Genomic DNA, 16,280 nt, shown 5'->3' on the forward strand with positions numbered 1-16,280 from the left:
TCAGTTCCTGTCTTCCGTCAGTCCCACTCGAGCCCGCCGCGTCGCCAGACGTAGGCATAGGCGACGAACACCGTGGCGATGAACACGACCATCTCGACGAGGCCGAACAGCTTCATCTCGTCGAAGTAGACCGCCCAGGGGTAGAGGAAGACGATCTCGATGTCGAAGACGATGAACAGCATCGCGGTGATGTAGTACTTCACCGGGAAGCGACCGCCGCCCATCGGCTGGGGGGTCGGCTCGATGCCGCACTCGTAGGAGTCGGACTTGGCGCGGTTGTAGCGCTTGGGCCCGGTCAGCCCGCTGACCACGACCGAGAAGATCGCGAATCCGGCGGCCAGCGCCATCAGGGCGATGACCGGGGTGTAGAGCTCCAACGCTTCAGTCCCTTCTCTTGCTGCCGTCGGCCGAGTCGGTCACGCGTCGGGAGCCATCTTGCTCAACGCGTTGATGATGCGGTCGGAGGCGTCGCCGCCCCGCGGGTCGGTCAGGTTGGCCATGAGCTTCAGCAGGAAGCGCATGAGGGCCGTCCGTGGGAGACCGTACTTGGTCGCCTGCTTCATGAACGTCGGGTTGCCGATCATCTTGGCGAACACGCGACCGAGCGTGAAGTAGCCGCCGTACGCCGCGTCGAGGGCCTCGGGGTAGGCGTGGAGCACCCGCTCGCGCTGCGGGCCCTCGGGCAGGGCGAGCGCCTGGAGGATCAGGTCGGCCGCCATGTGGCCGGACTCGAGGGCGTAGTCGATGCCCTCGCCGTTGAACGGGTTGACCATGCCGCCGGAGTCGCCGACCAGGAGCATGCCGCGGGTGTAGTGCGGCTTGCGGTTGAAGCCCATCGGCAGCGCGGCCGAGGCGATGCGGCCCTCCTGGTTGGCCTCGTCGCGGAAGCCCCACTCCTCGGGGGTGTGGGAGAGCCAGGTCGCCAGGACCGCCTTGAGGTCGACGTTCTGGAAGGCCGCGGAGGTGTTGAGCAGGCCGAGGCCGACGTTGGCGGTGCCGTCGCCGACACCGAAGATCCAGCCGTAGCCGGGGAGGAGGTTGGACTCCTGCGGCTTGCCGTCCCACAGCTCCAGCCACGACTCCATCCACGGGTCGTCGTGGCGCGGGGTGCGGTAGTAGGTGCGCGCGGCGACCGCCATCGGGCGGTTCTCGCGGCGGGTGATGCCCATCGAGGTGGCGAGCCGGCTCGAGACGCCGTCGCAGGCGACCACGAGCGGCGCGCGGTAGGTCAGCTCGTCGCCGGTCTTGCGGCCGCGCTCGTCGACCGCGCGGGCGGTGACGCCGACGACCCGGCCGGTGCGCTCGTCGAGCAGCGGCCCGGTGACGGCGGTGCGCTCGAGCAGCCGGGCACCGGCCTTCTGGGCGTGGCGCGCCAGGGTCTCGTCGAGGTCGGTGCGGGTGCGGACGGCGCCGAACGGCGGGAAGGTGGTGAGCTCGGGCCAGGGCAGCTCGAGGCGGTGACCGGCGCCGACGATGCGCAGGCCCTTGTTCTTCTGCCAGCCCGGGGCGTCGAGGTCGAAGCCCATGCCGATGAGCTGCTTGACCGCGCGGGGCGTGAGGCCGTCGCCGCAGATCTTGTCGCGCGGGAACGAGGACTTCTCGAGCAGGAGCACGTCGGCGCCTGCCTGGGCCAGGTGGAAGGCGGTGGCCGCTCCGGCGGGACCGGCGCCGACGACGACGACGTCGGCCTGGCGCTCGTCGAGGGGGGTGCTCGTCACCACGCAAGCCTCCTTGTCCGCCCGACGTGAGATGGAACCAGCGGTCGTGAGTTTGTGAACGGATTCACGAACTCTCCGCCGGACAGTCTAGGAGTCCCCGGTCACATCGGGAAACCGGGCCCGCCGCCTCCGCGGCGGTCTCAGGAGGGCTTGGTCGCCCGGTGCAGCGCCACGATGCCGCCGGAGAGGTTGCGCCACTCGCACTCCCCCCAGCCGGCCCGCTGCAGGCGCGCGGCGAGGCCGGCCTGGTCGGGCCAGGCGCGGATCGACTCGGCGAGGTAGACGTAGGCGTCGGGGTTGGTGGCGACCGCCCGCGCGATCGCCGGCAGCGCCTTCATCAGGTACTCGAGGTAGACGGTCCGGAACGGCGCCCAGGTCGGGGAGCTGAACTCGCACACGACCACGCGGCCACCCGGCCGCGTGACGCGCAGCAGCTCGCGCAGGCCGGCGTCGGGGTCGACGATGTTGCGCAGGCCGAAGGAGATCGTGACCGCGTCGAAGGAGTCGTCGGCGAACGGCAGCCGGGTGCCGTCCCCCGCGACGAACGGCAGGGCCGGGCGGGCCCGCTTGCCGACCTGGAGCATGCCGAGGCTGAAGTCGCACGGGACGACGTAGGCCCCCGCGTCGCGGAACGGCTGGCTCGAGGTGCCGGTGCCGGCGGCGAGGTCCAGCACCCGCTCGTCCGGCCGCGGGTCCACCGCGTCCAGGACGGCGGTCCGCCAGCGGCGGTCCTGCCCCATCGACAGCACGTCGTTGGTCAGGTCGTAGCGCTCGGCCACGCCGTCGAACATCGCCTGCACCTCGGCGGGCTTCTTCTCCAGGTCTGCGCGGCTCACGCCGTCACTCTAGGAGGCTCGGGAAGGCGCCCTTCGGTGTGGTCGTAGGCTGACGGATCGTGACCACCAGCCCGGCCTCCGGCGCCGTCGACGCCCCCGCGCTCGTCGTACGCACCGTCCGCGTGCCGGTCCCCCACGACCTGGTCGCCCTCCTCCCCGGGGACGGCGAGCAGATCGCCTGGCTCCACCGGCGCGAGGGCTTCGCCGGGTGGGGCGTGGCCGCGCAGATCCACACCCGCGGCGCGGACCGCTTCGCCGAGGCGCAGGAGTGGTGGCAGCAGGTCACCCACGCGGCCGTCGTCCGCGACGAGGTGGGGCTGCCCGGCACCGGCCTGGTCTGCTTCGGCTCCTTCGCCTTCGCCGACGAGCCCGGCGACAGCGTCCTCACCGTGCCGCAGGTGCTCGTCGGCCGGCGCGGCCGCGAGGCCTGGGTGACCACCATCCACGCGATCGCCGAGGGGTCCGAGGGCTCCGGAGCCGTCGACCAGCACCTCCTGCCGACGGACCCGCCCGCCCGCCCGCAGCCGGTCCGCTTCTCCGACGGCGCCCGCTCGGGCACCGAGTGGCAGGGCGCGGTCGCCGAGGCCATCCGGCGCATCGCCGCCGGCGACCTGGAGAAGGTCGTGCTCGCCCGCGACCTGCTCGCCGACTGCGGCGACCCCCTCGACGTCCGCTGGCCCCTGGCCCGGCTCGCCGAGGACTACCCCTCCTGCTGGACCTTCCACGTCGACAGCCTCTTCGGCGCGACGCCCGAGATGCTCGTGCGCCGGGAGCGTGGCCTGGTCACCTCGCGCGTGCTGGCCGGGACGATCCGCCGCACGGGCGACGAGGACCACGACCTCCGGCTGGCCGCCTCGCTGGCCCGCTCCTCCAAGGACCTCGAGGAGCACGAGTACGCCGTCCGGTCGGTCGCCGAGGCCCTCGAGCCCTACTCCTCCTCGATGTCGTTCCCCGAGGCGCCGTTCGTGCTGCACCTGCCCAACGTGATGCACCTGGCCACCGACGTGGCAGCGGTGATGGACGACGACACCCCGTCGCTGGCCCTGGCCGCCGCGCTCCACCCCTCGGCGGCGGTGGGTGGCACCCCGACGGTCGACGCGGTCGCGCTCATCGCCGAGCTGGAGGGCATGGACCGCGGCCGCTACGCCGGCCCGGTCGGCTGGATGGACGCCGCGGGCGACGGCGAGTGGGCGATCGCGCTGCGCTCGGCGCAGCTGGGCGAGGACCGCCGCACGGTCCGGCTGTTCGCCGGCTGCGGCATCGTCGCCGACTCCGACCCGGCCGCCGAGCTGGCCGAGTCACAGGCCAAGCTCGTGCCGGTCCGCAACGCGCTGGGGTGACCTGACCCGGGTGGCGACCGCGACCCCCAGGGTCGCGACGACCAGGCCGACCAGCTCACGCAGGTCCAGGGTGTCGCCGAACCACACGTAGGCCATCACCGCGGTCACCGGTGGCGAGAGGAACAGCACGCTCGAGGACGCCCCGGCGCCGCCCTCGCGCACCAGCGCCTGGATGAGCAGCAGCCCGGCCACGCTGTTGACCACCGCGAGCCACACCACCGACCAGGCGAACGTGCCGGTGTCCTGCACCGGCCACACGCCCTCGGTCAGCATCCCGACCACGAGCAGCGGGGGCACCGACGCGGCCAGCTGGACGGTCGCGGACCAGGCCGGCGGGAGCGCGGTGCTCAGGCCCCGCTGGCCGAGCCAGCCCAGCGACAGGCACAGCGCGGCGAGGGCACCGAGGACCAGGCCCACGGGCCCGCCCGCCGCCTCGACCTCCGGGCCCAGGACCAGGAGCACGCCGGCCACTCCGAGCACGAACCCCGCGACCTGGACGGGGCGGACCCGCTCGCGCAGCAGGAAGCCCGCGAGGAGCACGGTCATCACCGGCGAGAGGGAGTGCAGCAGCGCGCCGAGGGTCGGCTCGAGGCCCGCCCCGAACGCGAGGTACATCAGCCCGAACTGCAGCCCGTTGAGGGTCAGCCCGACACCGGCGTGACGGCCGGCGCCGCGCCACGAGGAGGGCCATCCGTGACGTGCGTAGGCCACCGCGGCCGCCAGGAGGGCGGCCAGCCCGAAGCGGTAGGTCAGCACCGACAGGGGCGCGAACGCCTCGACCGCGACGGGTCCGGCGATGTAGCCGGTCGACCAGACGACCACGAAGGCCAGGGCCAGGAGCGGGGGGACGCGCTGGTGGTCGTGGTGGTGGTGCACCCCGGCTCAGAGGTCCTGTCCGTCGGCCGGTCGCGCGTAGGTGCCGTCGCGCTGGGCCATCCAGGCCCGGAACCGGTCGTCGGCCATCGCGAGGCCGACGTCGCTGTAGACCCGGTCGTGGATGCCGAGCGTGCGCGGCGCGCCGATCTCGCGCGCCACGTCGAGCAGCTCCGACATCTTGGCCCAGGGGGCGCACACCGGCGCGCAGTGGACGTCCACGGCGCGGCCCGGCAGCTCGAAGGAGTCGCCCGGGTGGAACAGCGAGGTGCCGCCCACCTCGAGGACGAACCCGGAGTTGTCGAAGTGCGGCAGCTCGGGGTGGATCACCGCGTGCTTGCGGCCCACCACCTCGACCGAGAAGCCCGCGACCTCGAGGTGCTCCCCGGGCTCGACGACCGTGACCCGCTCGCGCACCGCCGGGTCGGCCGCCTCGATCTGGTCGGCGACCGCACGGATGGTGTGGATCGGGGCGTCGGTCGAGCGCAGGTGGTCGAGGTCCCAGTGGTCGGGGTGCTCGTGGGTCAGGAGCACCGCGGCCACGCCGTCCATCGCCTCGCGCTGCGACCAGACGCCCGGGTCGAGCACGACGTCGCGGCCGTCGTACGACAGGCGGACGCAGGAGTGGCCGAACTTGGTGACGCGCATCAGCCGGTCACCTCGTCGACGAAGCACCAGCGCCAGGCCTCGCCGGGCTCGGCGGAGGCCATGACGGGGTGGCCGGTCTCGCGATGGTGGGCGCTCGCGTGCCGGCGCGGCGAGGAGTCGCAGCACGCCGCGTGGCCGCACTCCAGGCACCGGCGCAGGTGGACCCAGCGCGTGCCCTCGCGCACGCAGTCCTCGCACTCGGTGGCGGGCTCCTGGGGCGGGTCGGGTGCCTCCGCGAGGTGCTTGCACGGCGCCTCGTGCCGGGTCGAGGTCAGGCGCTCGGCCAGGACCTCCTGGCGGCGGATGCGGCGGTCGATCATGGACTCCTCCACGTCGAGGGCGGCCAGGACCTCCTGGACCACCTCGTGGGGCACGTGGCCCTCGCTGCGGACCTGGAGCACCCGGGCACGTTCGGCCTCGAGCATAGACAGGCGGATGCGCGAGTAGGTCTCGCTCGGGGTCTCGCCGCCCTCGTCGGAGTCGGACCCCAGCCGCTCCCACGCGGCGAGGTCGCGCTGCTCGAGCCGGCCCTTGAGCATCATCACCACGCCGTGGTCCTGCTCGTCGTCGAGGTCGAGGTCCTGCTTGAGCTCCGTGAGACGGTCCAGCCCCGCGCGGGAGGCCTGCGTGATGAGCTCCGCGCGGGCCAGGGCGTCCTCCCGCGCGTCGGGGCCGGGCACGTCGAGCAGACGGGCCAGCCACGGCAGCGTCAGCCCGTTGATGAGGAGCGTGCCGGCGGTGACCACCAGCGCGACCAGCAGCAGCACCTCGCGGTGCTTGGTCTCCGGCGGGATGGCGAAGGCGGCGGCGAGGGTGACCACCCCGCGCATGCCCGCCCAGCCGACGAGCGCGACGTAGCGCGGTGGGACCGGCCGCTCCCGCCGCTCCAGCCGGTCGAGCACCCGGCGCGCGGGGAAGACCCACGCGAAGCGCAGCACGATGACCGCGACCAGCACGGCGAGGCAGACCGCGGCGATGCGCGTCATCGACAGGTCGCTGTCGGCGACGTCCCCCAGGATGCGGCTCGCCTGCAGGCCGATGAGGAGGAAGACCGCGTTCTCCAGCAGGAAGCCGACGGTGCGCCACGTGAGCTGCTCCGCGATGCGCGAGGACGCGGTCTGGATCACCGGCGCCCGGTGGCCGAGCAGCAGCCCCGCGACGACCACCGCCAGCACGCCGGAGGCGTGGACCTCCTCGGCCAGGACGTAGGCGACGAACGGGGTCACGATCGAGATCGAGGTGTCGATCACCGGGTCGGTGACGAGCTTGCGAGCCTTGCCGACCACCAGGTAGACCACGACGCCGACCAGCGTCCCCCCGACCGCGGCGACGACGAAGTCCACGCCGACCTGGACGACCGACACCGTGCTCGTCACGGCCACGACCGCCGCGCGCAGCGCGACGAGGGCGGTCGCGTCGTTGAGCAGCGACTCCCCCTCGAGCAGGGTGACGACCTGGCGCGGCAGGCCGATGCGCTTGGCCACTGCGGTCGCGGCGACCGCGTCGGGCGGCGCGACGACGGCGCCGATCGCGAAGGCCGCCGGCCACCGCAGGTCGGGGATCATCACGTGGGCCACCACGGCCACGCCCACGGTCGTGAAGACGACCAGCCCGATCGACAGCGACAGGATCGCCCACCGCTGGGCGTGGAAGTGGATCAGCGAGGTCCCGAGCGCGGCGTTGTAGAGCAGCGGCGGGAGCAGCCCGATGAGGACGATGTCGGCGTTGAGCTCGATGTCGGGCAGCGGCAGGAACGAGCCCGCGACGCCCACCACCACCAGCACGATCGGGGCGGAGAGGTCGTAGCGCCGGCAGAAGCCGGTCACCACCACGACGACCGCGACGAGGGAGACCAGGGTCAGGGCGACGTGCACCGGACCATTGTGGCGGGCGGCGCCAGACGTCCCCTACGGCGTCAGCACGACCTTGCCCGTGCTGCGCCGCGCCTCGATGTGGGCGTGGGCCTCACCCGCACGGTCGAAGGGGTACGACGAGTCGACGTGCGGCCGCACCCAGCCCTCCCCCACCCCGTCGACGACCTGCTGCATCCAGCCCCGGATCCGGTCGACCTCGCCCCACATGTGACCGAGGTTGACCCCGAAGACGCCGACGTTGTCGTTCATCAGCGGGACCGGGTGGAACCACGGCATCAGGGCCGCGGTCTTCGCCAGCTGGAGCTTGCCCCGCAGCCCCTGGTTGCTCGAGGCGGCGGAGACGCCGTACATCCCCAGCCGGCCGGTGGGCCGGAGGACCTGGCGGGACTTGCGGAAGCTCTCGCCGCCGAGGGGGTCGACGACCAGCTCGACGCCGTGCCCGCCGGTCAGGTCGCGGACCTCGCGGACCCAGTCGCCGGTGCGGTAGTCGACGGCGTGGTCGAGCCCGCGCGCCCGCAGGAAGTCGTGCTTGCCGGCACTGGCGGTGCCGATCGTGCGGGCACCCACGTGCCGCGCGACGTCGAGCGCGGCGAGCCCGACGCCGGACCCGGCGTTCTGGACGAGCACCGTGTCCCCCTCCCGCAGCCCGCCCTGGACGACGAGGAGCTGCCAGGCCGTGGCGTAGGCGACCGGGAGGGAGGCGGCCTCGGCGTGGGTCAGGCCGGCCGGCTTGGTGAAGACCTGGGTGCGCGGCACGTTGAGCGCGCTGCTGTAGCCGCCGAAGCGGGTCAGCCCCAGCACCTCCTGGCCGACCAGGCCCGCGTCGTCCCCGTCACCGGCGACGACCGTGCCGGAGAACTCGTAGCCCACGACGCACGGCAGGGGCGGGGCGTCGGGGTAGAGCCCTTGCCTGGCGAGGATGTCGGCGAAGTTGATGCCGGCCGCGGCGACCTCGACCTGCACCTCCCCGGGCCCGGGGGCGGGGAGCGCGCTCCGCCGGACCGCCAGCCGGTCGGGCCCGCCTGCGCCGGTGATGACGACCTGGGTGATCTCCATGGGTTCCTCCGTGTCTGCCGTGGCGAGGGCTCAGACGAGCGCGCGGATCGCGGCGTCGAGCGCCCGCCGGTCGTCGCGTCGTACGACGGCCTCGACGACCTCGAGGCCACCTGCGGGGGTGGCCAGTGCGTCACGGAGCCCGGCCGGGTCCCGGACCTGCCGGTGGTGGACGCCGAGGCCGGCGCAGAGGGCGCCGAGGTCGGCCCCGTGGGGGGTGGCGAAGAGGCGCTCGAACGAGGCGGCGTGCGTCTCGGCCCCCTGCTCGAGCAGCGCGAAGATGCTGCCACCGTCGTCGTTGACCACGACCACGGTGAGGTCCGGACGGGCCTCGACCGGCCCGATCGCGAGGCCCGTGAGGTCGTGCAGGAACGTCACGTCGCCCAGCAGGGCGAGGGCCCTGGTGCTCCTCGGCCTCCCGAGCGCGCACCCGATCGCGCTCGAGAGGGTGCCGTCGATGCCGGCCAGCCCGCGGTTGGCCACGACCATGCGCCGCGCCCCGACGTCGTACCTCGGGACCATGAGGTCGAGGTCGCGGACCGGGTTGGAGGAGCCGACGAACAGCAGCCCGCCCGGCGGCAGGGCGGTCGCGACCTCGCGGGCGACCTGGTGCGGGACGAGGTCGGCGTCCCACCCGTCGACCAGCTCGTCGAGCCGTCGTGACACCTCGGCGTCGCGGCCCTTCCAGTCAGCCAGCCATTTCTTGTCACACCGACCATCCACGGTGGCGGCACCGATCACGCGGGAGACCACGTGCCCCGGATCGGTCCAGCGGCCGTGCCGGTCGGCGAGGGCGACGACCTCGACGTCGGTGCGCGAGACGAGGCGGGTCACGGGGCGGCTGAGCGTGGGGTGCCCGGCGACGACGACGCGGTCGATCCCGCCCGCGAGCGCGGGGTCGGCGAGCAGCAGCCGGCCGGTGCGGATCGCGTGGTCACCGGTGCGCGAGCCGCTCGACGGCTCGGCGAGGAGCGGCCACCCGGCCTGCTCGGCCAGCACGCGCGCCGGCGGACCCGCGTCGTCCCCGGCCACCACGACCGTGCGGACCGTGGCGTCGAGCGGCTCGGGCGAGGGACGCGGCTCGTCGTCGGTCGCGGGCGGGTCGGCGGCGTCGATCCCGGTCGACCACCCGTCGCCGGCGTCGGGGGTCAGCGGACCGTCGAGCTGCAGGTTGAGGTGCACCGGACCGTGGCCGGTCGTCGCCACCTCGACCAGCCGGAAGAGGTGGGCCCGCCAGGCGCGGACCTGCTCGTCCTCGCGGTCCCCGGGGCTGCCCGGCACCACGTCGGCCTCGTCGAGCACGGCGCGGCCGAACATGCCCGGCTGCCAGGTGGTCTGGTTGGCCCCGGTGCCCCGCAGGTGGGCCGGGCGGTCGGCGGTCAGGAGCACCAGCGGCAGGCCGGAGTGCGAGGCCTCGAGGACGGCGGGGTGGAGGTTGGCGACCGCGGTGCCCGAGGTCGTCACGACCCCGACCGGGCGCCGGGAGGTCCGGGCCAGCCCGAGGGCGAGGAACCCGGCGGTGCGCTCGTCCAGCCGCGTGTGGAGCTCGACGCGCCCCGCCGCGGCCGCGTCGTACGCCGCGAAGGCGAGGGGCGCCGACCGGGAGCCCGGGCTGAGGACCAGGTGCCGCGCCCCGCACCGGACGAGCTCGTCGACGACCGTGCGGGCGGCGGCGGTCGCGGCGTTGGGCGGAGGGGTCACGACGACCGATCCTGCCGCACCGAGGCCAGCCGCGCCTCCCAGTGGGCCCACCGGTCCGGGGCGGCCCGCACGGCCTCGAGCGACGCGGCGGTGACGGCCGGACGCCGCACCGCCAGCGCGCCCTCGACCGGCAGCAACGGGTCCGCCACGGTGTCGGCCTCGAACAGCTGCACCGTCGCCAGCCCGCAGGCGTAGGGCAGCTCGGGCAGCGCCGCCGCCAGCGCCAGGCCGGCCGCGATGCCGACGCTCGACTCCAGCGCACTGCTCACCACCACGGGGAGCCCGATGTCCTCGGCGATGCGCAGGCACGCGCGCACCCCGCCCAGCGGCTGCACCTTGAGCACCGCCACGTCGGCGGCCTCCAGGTCCCGCACGCGGTAGGGGTCCTCCGCGCGCCGGATCGACTCGTCCGCCGCCACGGGCACCTCGACGCGACGGCGCACGAGCGCGAGGTCCTCGACCGACGCGCACGGCTGCTCGGCGTACTCCAGGCCGCCCGCGGCACGGTCGAGCCTCCGCACGGCGGTGACCGCCTCGTCGACCGACCAGCCCCCGTTGGCGTCCACACGCACGGCGCCCCTCGGCCCGAGCGCGTCCCGCACGGCCTCCAGCCGGGCCACGTCGTCGTCGAGGGACTGCCCCGGCTCGGCCACCTTGACCTTGGCCGTCGCGCACCCGCCCTCGCGCACGATGCGGTGGGCGGTCGCCGGGTCGACGGCCGGCACGGTGACGTTGACCGGCACCCGGTCGCGGACCGGGTCGGGCCAGCCCTCCTCGGCGGCCTCGAGGGCCGCGCGGAGCCACGGGCGCGCGACCACGTCGTCGTACTCCAGGAACGGGCTGAACTCCCCCCATCCCGCGTCGCCGCGCAGCAGCACCCCCTCGCGGACGGTGATCCCGCGGAACCGCTGGCGCAGCCCGACCGACCAGACGTGCACGCCGCTCACCCCCCCGCCAGCCGTCGTACGGCGGCCAGGTCGACCTTGCCGCGCTCGTTGCGGGGCAGCGCGTCGACGAGCACCAGGTCGCGCGGCGCCCACGACCGGGGCTCGACGAGGTCCCTCAGCTCCTCCAGGGAGACCGTGCCGGCCGCCACGACCACGGCCACCACGACCTCGCCCCACTCGGGGTCGGGGCGGCCGACCACGGCGAGGTCGGCCACCGCCGGGTGGCCGGCGAGCATCCGCTCCACCGCGGGACCCGGCACGTTGACCCCGCCGCTGAGCACCACCTGGTCGCGACGGGAGACGATGCGCAGCCGGCCGTCGTCGTCGATCGTGCCGAGGTCGTCGGTGCGCAGCCACCCGTCGCGCAGGACCCGCGCGGTCCGGGCCTCGTCGACCCGGCCGTCCTCGAGCACGTAGCCGTCGAACAGCACCGGGCCGCTCAGCAGCACCTCGCCGTCGGCCGCGACCCGCACCCCGACGCCGGGCAGCGGGTGGCCGTCGTACACGCAGCCGCCGCAGGTCTCCGACATGCCGTAGGTCTGCACGACCGGGACCCCGGCGTGCTCTGCCCGCGCGCGCACCGCGGGGTCCAGCGGCCCGCCTCCGACCAGCACGGCGTCGAAGGTGGTCAGCGCGTGCAGGTCGGGTCCGTGCTCGTCGAGCAGCCGGACCAGCTGGGTGGGCACGAGCGAGACGTAGCGTCGCTCCCCCGTCATCGCCCGGGCGGTCTCGGCGACGGTCCCGGAGAGCAGGGCCGGCGTCGTGCCTGCCCGCACGCTGCGGAACAGCACCTGCACGCCCGCGACGAAGGTCGGTGGCAGGTTGAGCACCCACTGCCCCGGCCCGCCGAGCACGTCGTGGGTGGCGTCCGCGGAGGCCCGCAGCGCGGCCCGCGAGAGCCGCACGCGCTTGGGCTCCCCCGTCGAGCCAGAGGTGACGATGACCAGCGGCCCGGGGTCCGCGGCGGCGTCCCACGCCCGCAGGAGGTCGGCGATCTCGGCGGCCGTTCCGGCGACGGGGTCGAGGCTGGGCACCCGGCCAACCTAGCGAGCCCCCTGGCAGGATCGACCCCCGTGACCACGACTGACCAGTGGGTGGCCGGCGCCCGCCCCCGCACCCTGCCCGCCGCCGTCGCCCCCGTCCTCGCCGGCACCGGCGTCGCGGCGTACGACGACGCCGCCGTCTGGTGGAAGGCGCTGCTCGCGCTGGTGGTCTCGTTGGCGCTGCAGGTCGGGGTGAACTACGCCAACGACTACTCCGACGGCGTGCGCGGCACGGACGACGAGCGCGTCGGCCCGATGCGCCTGGTCGGCTCCGGTGCCGCGACCCCGGGGGCGGTCAAGCGGGCGGCGTTCCTGTCCTTCGGCGTCGCCGCGCTGGTCGGGCTCGTGCTGGCGGCGACGACCGCGTGGTGGCTGGTCGCCGTCGGCCTGGTCTGCATCGTCGCCGCGTGGTTCTACACCGGCGGGTCCACCCCCTACGGCTACCTCGGGCTCGGCGAGGTGATGGTCTTCGTCTTCTTCGGCCTGGTGGCGGTGATGGGCACCGTCTACGTGCAGACCGAGTCGTTCCCCGCGCCCGGCTGGTACGCCGCGTGCGGCGTCGGCGCGCTCGCCTGCGCGATCCTGGTGGCCAACAACCTGCGCGACATCCCCACCGACCGGGAGGTCGGCAAGCGCACGCTCGCCGTGCGGCTCGGCGACGACCGCACCCGCGGGCTCTACGTGCTGCTGGTCGGCGCCGCCCTGGTCGCCCTGGTCGGCGTGGCGGTGACCACCACGTGGTGGGCCCTGCTCGGGCTGGTCTTCCTGGTGCCGGGGGGCCGCGCCGTGCGCACCGTGACCGGCGGTGCCACCGGGCCGGGGCTCGTCCCGGTCCTCCAGCTGACCGGGGTGGCGGAGCTCCTGCTGTCCGCCGGGCTGGCCCTGGGACTCGTCCTCGGCGTGTAGGAATACCCCAGTGGGGTATCTGGTTCGCATGACCATGGATCACTCACACCACGGCTCCGGCTGGTCCGCAGCCGTCTCGGCCACCTTGCACTGCCTGACCGGCTGCGCCATCGGCGAGGTCCTGGGCATGGTCATCGGCACCGCGCTGGGCTGGCACAACGGCGCGACCGTCGTGCTGAGCATCGCGCTGGCGTTCCTCTTCGGCTACGCGCTGACCGCGAGCACCGTCCTGCGGGCCGGCGACACCCTCGCCCGCGCCGCCAAGGTCGCGCTGGCGGTCGACACCTTGTCGATCATCACGATGGAGGTCGTCGACAACGGCGTGATCCTCGCGATCCCCGGCGCGATGGACGCCGGCCTCGGGTCACTGCTGTTCTGGGGCTCGCTGGCCCTCAGCCTCGCGATCGCCTTCGTGCTGACGGTCCCGGTCAACCGCTGGCTGCTGGCCCGCGGCAAGGGCCACACCGCGATGCACGCCTACCACTGACCGCTCACCGGCTCACTGGTCGGCGGAGCGGCGGGCCTCGTCCTCGGCGTCCTCGCGGGCCTTGTGCTCCTCGAAGCGCCCGGCCATGCGCGAGGCCCGCTCGTGCACCCCGGCGGAGACCTTCTCGCGCAGCCCGCGCAGGGCGTACGTCGACACGATGGTCGAGGTGACCGCCGCGGTGACCACGGGCCACAGGATCCACACGCCCTCGCGGCCGTTGGCCAGCCAGAACACGAGCATCGCGACGCCCAGCAGGACGGCGAAGATGCCGAAGCGGGCCAGGGTGTAGAGGGCGAAGTCCTTCACGAGCACAACCCTACGAGCCCCCGCCCCACGCCCCTGCCATCGAGCGTCGTCGTGGACCCGGCCGCCTGCTGAGCGCCCGCGCAGCACGGAGCCCGGTTCTCGGCGGGCTCTCAGCGAGCGCACGTAGGCTGGTGCCGTGCTCAAGCTGCTCCTGGTCGCCGGCGTGGTCGCCGGGGTGGTCTATGCGGTCTTCTGGGCCCTCGAGCGCCGCCAGGCAGCCGGCCGCGCCCAGCGCCAGCACCCCTCCGCCCGACGGCCCCGCCCCCGGCCCTCGCGGATGGTCGCGCCCGACGACGACGAGGACTTCCTGCGCGACCTGGACCGCCGTCGCCGGGAGAAGGACGAGCCCGGCTGACCGGGCCCGTCCCCCAGGTGATCAGCCGACCGTCTTGACCTTGAAGTCGTCGAAGGTCGCCGAGGCCCCCTGACCGAAGAGCCGCTGGCTCATCGGGATCGACACGTCGAGCGCCGGGGCGTCGGGGTGGCGGAACGGGAAGGCGTCCAGCAGGCTGAAGAGCCCGTGGCCGATGGCGAGACTGTCGATCTGACCGCCCAGCTCCTCACCGGCCCCCAAGGACGGGTAGGTGCCCGTCCACGGGACGCCCTGCACGTCCAGCGGCACGCCGACGTGGTCGACGGTCGCGACCTTGGCACGGTCGAAGAAGTACTCCGCCTTCCCCACGCCGTTGCTCCGGCTGAACCGGACCGACACCGCGTGGGTGCCCCTGGACGCCGGGATCTCCTTGATGATCTGGGTGTAGGCCTTGTCCAGGCCCACGTCCCCGTTGCCCGTCACGTTGGACGGGAGGCGCTCGACCAGGGCGAACGCCGTGTGGCCCGCGACGAACCAGTCGAAGAGCTGGCCGGTCTGGAAGTCCACGACGTTCATCACCGCGCCGGCCTGCTGGCCCTCCAGCGTCGGCTCGGCGTAGGGCGCACCGGTCGCGGTGTAGGTGCCGTGGACGACCCGGCCGGGCTGGGTGCCGGGCGTGGCGGCCCTGATGGTCGACGAGATCTCCACCGAGCCGTCCTCCGGCACCGGGAAGGTCTTGTTGCTGATCGCGATGTACTTCAGGTGGTCGTAGACGCTGAAGTCCGCGCCGACCGTGAACGGCACGGCCGAGACCGAGAAGGCACCCTTCGCGAAAGATCGGGTGTCGTCGTTGGCCACCTCGAGAGGGCCGTAGATGGTGCTCCACTTGGCGTTGTAGTCCGCCAACGAGTAGCCGGGCCCGGAGAAGTCGTCGTAGACCTCGACGGTCGTCCTCTTCCCGGCAGCCGTGGCGGGTCCCGAGAGAGTGGCCGCGGCGAGCAGCGCGCAGAGCGCGCCGGCCGCAGCGGTCGTCGTACGAGTGGGATGCATGGGTCCTCCTCGGTGAAGTGGGTTGTCCTCCTCACCAAGGCCCTGCCGGGGTGCCTCCGGCCAGGGTCCTCGGCCCCTGTCCGGGCGCTGGAGATCCCCGGTCACCAGATCGCGCCACATGTGGCGCTGTCTCGCCCCATGTCACCCGAAAGGGTGACAGCGCCGGCGCTCAGCCGGCGTAGGAGTGCATGCTCCCGCCGCCGAAGAAGAAGTTGATCCCGACGAAGTTGAACAGCAGCGAGGCGAACCCGATCAGCGCGAGCATCGCCGCGGCCTTGCCCTTCCAGCCCGCGGTCGCCCGCGCGTGGAGGTAGGCGGCGTAGCAGACCCAGGTGATGAACGCCCAGACCTCCTTGGGGTCCCAGTTCCAGTAGGAGCCCCAGGCGTACTCCGCCCAGATCGGGCCGGCGATGAGCACCGCGAAGGTCCACAGCGGGAACCCGACCGCGTGCACGCGGTAGGCGAAGCGGTCGAGCGCGTCGCCGGCGGGGAACAGCCGCGAGATCCGCGCCAGCCGGGACCCCGGCCGCTCCTCGCCGCGGGCCTTGAGCAGGAACACCAGGGAGGCCAGCGCCCCCAGGGCGAACGCGCCGGAGGACACCATCGCGGCGCCCACGTGGATCACCAGCCAGTAGGAGTGCAGGGCCGGCACCAGCGGCCCGGCGGAGGTGATCAGCAGCAGGTTGGCGGCCATGAGCGTGACCACGACGAACGCGGTGAGGAACAGCCCCAGCCAGCGCAGGTCGAGGCGCCGCAGGAGGGCGAGGTAGCCGATGACGACGACGAGCGTCCCGGTGACGGTGAACTCGTACATGTTGCCCCAGGGCACCCGCACCGGGTCGGTGGCGAACGAGCGCGCGACCACGCCGACCAGGTGGAGCAGGGCGCCGACGACGGTCAGCGCGACCCCGATGCGCGCCGACGACTCGATCTTGAGCTCCCAGCGCTCCAGCGCCTCGGCCGACGGCGCGGCCTCCGCGGGGCCGGGGGCGCCGACGGCCACGCGCTCCCGGCGTACGGCGGCGGGGCGGCTCATCGACCGCGCCCACTCCGCGACGTGGGCGAGCAGGGCGCCCGCGTAGACGAACGAGGCGAACATGATCGCCCGGTCGCTCAGCTGGGCGAAGTCCTCGATGCTCACGCTTCCACCGCCTTCGCTCCGCTCGGCGGCGGAGCCAGGCGTGA

The 16,280-nt window shown here is 73.9% G+C and carries 17 protein-coding genes; 4 read left to right on the forward strand and 13 right to left on the reverse strand.

Annotation, left to right across the window (positions count from 1 at the left end; translation table 11 throughout):
* Positions 1-17: 17 nt before the first annotated feature.
* The 3 genes from J2S63_RS06255 to J2S63_RS06265 form a co-directional block, all read right to left on the reverse strand.
* Positions 18-377, reverse strand: a complete 360-nt coding sequence (locus tag J2S63_RS06255; protein ID WP_310300025.1) for an NADH-quinone oxidoreductase subunit A — start codon at positions 375-377, stop codon at positions 18-20.
* 39 nt (positions 378-416) lie between these two features.
* Positions 417-1,718, reverse strand: coding sequence for a geranylgeranyl reductase family protein (locus J2S63_RS06260; RefSeq protein ID WP_310300026.1), 1,302 nt, complete (start codon positions 1,716-1,718; stop codon positions 417-419).
* Between the two features lie 140 nt (positions 1,719-1,858).
* Positions 1,859-2,554 carry a demethylmenaquinone methyltransferase gene (locus tag J2S63_RS06265; protein ID WP_310300027.1) on the reverse strand — a complete coding sequence of 232 codons (696 nt, stop codon included), beginning with the start codon at positions 2,552-2,554 and terminating at the stop codon, positions 1,859-1,861.
* 59 nt (positions 2,555-2,613) lie between these two features.
* Between J2S63_RS06265 and J2S63_RS06270 the strand changes: the two genes are divergently transcribed.
* Positions 2,614-3,894, forward strand: coding sequence for an isochorismate synthase (locus tag J2S63_RS06270; RefSeq protein ID WP_310300032.1), 1,281 nt, complete (start codon positions 2,614-2,616; stop codon positions 3,892-3,894).
* On the opposite strand, the gene J2S63_RS06275 is transcribed toward J2S63_RS06270, so the two are convergent.
* Genes J2S63_RS06275 through J2S63_RS06305 form a run of 7 tightly spaced genes read right to left on the reverse strand, consistent with a single transcriptional unit; the run spans position 3,853 to position 12,024 of the window.
* Positions 3,853-4,770, reverse strand: coding sequence for a DMT family transporter (locus J2S63_RS06275; RefSeq protein ID WP_310300035.1), 918 nt, complete (start codon positions 4,768-4,770; stop codon positions 3,853-3,855). The two genes, J2S63_RS06270 and J2S63_RS06275, sit on opposite strands and share 42 nt — an antisense overlap.
* 6 nt (positions 4,771-4,776) lie before the next feature.
* Positions 4,777-5,415: an MBL fold metallo-hydrolase gene (locus J2S63_RS06280; RefSeq protein WP_310300037.1), complete on the reverse strand. Its 639-nt coding sequence runs from the start codon at positions 5,413-5,415 to the stop codon at positions 4,777-4,779.
* Positions 5,415-7,289: a Na+/H+ antiporter gene (locus J2S63_RS06285; protein ID WP_310300039.1), complete on the reverse strand. Its 1,875-nt coding sequence runs from the start codon at positions 7,287-7,289 to the stop codon at positions 5,415-5,417. The genes J2S63_RS06280 and J2S63_RS06285 overlap by 1 nt, the downstream gene beginning before the upstream one ends.
* 33 nt (positions 7,290-7,322) lie before the next feature.
* Entirely contained in the window at positions 7,323-8,345 is a 1,023-nt protein-coding gene (locus J2S63_RS06290; RefSeq protein WP_310300041.1) for a synaptic vesicle VAT-1 family membrane protein, read from the reverse strand.
* A gap of 30 nt (positions 8,346-8,375) precedes the next feature.
* Entirely contained in the window at positions 8,376-10,043 is a 1,668-nt protein-coding gene (menD, locus tag J2S63_RS06295; RefSeq protein ID WP_310300042.1) for a 2-succinyl-5-enolpyruvyl-6-hydroxy-3-cyclohexene-1-carboxylic-acid synthase, read from the reverse strand.
* Complete coding sequence (locus J2S63_RS06300) at positions 10,040-10,981, reverse strand: o-succinylbenzoate synthase (protein ID WP_310306613.1); 942 nt, start codon at positions 10,979-10,981, stop codon at positions 10,040-10,042. The genes menD and J2S63_RS06300 overlap by 4 nt, the downstream gene beginning before the upstream one ends.
* Positions 10,982-10,986: 5 nt before the next feature.
* A complete protein-coding gene (locus J2S63_RS06305; RefSeq protein ID WP_310300043.1) occupies positions 10,987-12,024 on the reverse strand; it encodes an AMP-binding protein in 1,038 nt (345 codons plus the stop codon).
* A 39-nt stretch (positions 12,025-12,063) separates the two neighbouring features.
* Here J2S63_RS06305 and J2S63_RS06310 point away from each other — a divergent pair, with 39 nt between their 5' ends.
* Both J2S63_RS06310 and J2S63_RS06315 read left to right on the forward strand, forming a co-directional pair.
* On the forward strand, positions 12,064-12,939 hold the full coding sequence (locus tag J2S63_RS06310; protein ID WP_310300045.1) for a 1,4-dihydroxy-2-naphthoate polyprenyltransferase: 876 nt from the start codon (positions 12,064-12,066) through the stop codon (positions 12,937-12,939).
* A 28-nt stretch (positions 12,940-12,967) separates the two neighbouring features.
* Entirely contained in the window at positions 12,968-13,426 is a 459-nt protein-coding gene (locus J2S63_RS06315; RefSeq protein ID WP_310300048.1) for a DUF4396 domain-containing protein, read from the forward strand.
* Between the two features lie 12 nt (positions 13,427-13,438).
* On the opposite strand, the gene J2S63_RS06320 is transcribed toward J2S63_RS06315, so the two are convergent.
* Positions 13,439-13,732, reverse strand: coding sequence for a DUF4229 domain-containing protein (locus tag J2S63_RS06320; RefSeq protein ID WP_310300051.1), 294 nt, complete (start codon positions 13,730-13,732; stop codon positions 13,439-13,441).
* A 136-nt stretch (positions 13,733-13,868) separates the two neighbouring features.
* Here J2S63_RS06320 and J2S63_RS06325 point away from each other — a divergent pair, with 136 nt between their 5' ends.
* Positions 13,869-14,087 (forward strand): hypothetical protein, encoded by a 219-nt coding sequence (locus J2S63_RS06325; protein WP_310300054.1) that lies wholly within the window; start codon positions 13,869-13,871, stop codon positions 14,085-14,087.
* 21 nt (positions 14,088-14,108) lie between these two features.
* Here J2S63_RS06325 and J2S63_RS06330 read toward each other — a convergent pair whose 3' ends face one another.
* Both J2S63_RS06330 and ccsB read right to left on the reverse strand, forming a co-directional pair.
* On the reverse strand, positions 14,109-15,095 hold the full coding sequence (locus J2S63_RS06330) for a DUF6081 family protein (RefSeq protein ID WP_310300057.1): 987 nt from the start codon (positions 15,093-15,095) through the stop codon (positions 14,109-14,111).
* 169 nt (positions 15,096-15,264) lie between these two features.
* The gene (gene ccsB / locus J2S63_RS06335) at positions 15,265-16,236 is read right to left on the reverse strand and encodes a c-type cytochrome biogenesis protein CcsB (RefSeq protein WP_310300059.1); all 972 of its coding nucleotides are present in this window, start codon (positions 16,234-16,236) and stop codon (positions 15,265-15,267) included.
* Between the last annotated feature and the right edge of the window lie 44 nt (positions 16,237-16,280).

The sequence above is a fragment of the Nocardioides marmoribigeumensis genome, assembly GCF_031458325.1.
Lineage (GTDB): Bacteria > Actinomycetota > Actinomycetes > Propionibacteriales > Nocardioidaceae > Marmoricola_A > Marmoricola_A marmoribigeumensis.